Below are 261 nucleotides of genomic sequence, written 5' to 3' on the forward strand. Positions count from 1 at the left end.
TATTTCTCCAATCTCAAATTACTGTGCAGGTTGAACTTGTACAACGTGTTGTACAAAGATCCCTGGGGTGATGATGTGTTCAGGATCTAAGGCACCGAGTTCCACGACTTCTGATACTTGTGCGATGGTGATATCTGCTGCCATGGCCATAATTGGACCAAAGTTACGTGCAGATTTACGGTATACCAAGTTCCCCCAGCGATCGCCCTTATGCGCTTTAATTAACGCAAAGTCAGCTTTGATTGGATTTTCTAAAACGTA

The 261-nt window shown here is 43.7% G+C and carries 1 protein-coding gene; it reads right to left on the reverse strand.

Annotation, left to right across the window (positions count from 1 at the left end):
• Nucleotides 1-18: 18 nt before the first annotated feature.
• The coding region (locus tag AC1M9I_RS14700) for a 3-oxoacid CoA-transferase subunit A (protein ID WP_481592561.1) at nucleotides 19-261 on the reverse strand (243 nt) is incomplete at its 5' end.

Source organism: Acinetobacter sp. ANC_7553, assembly GCF_056779895.1.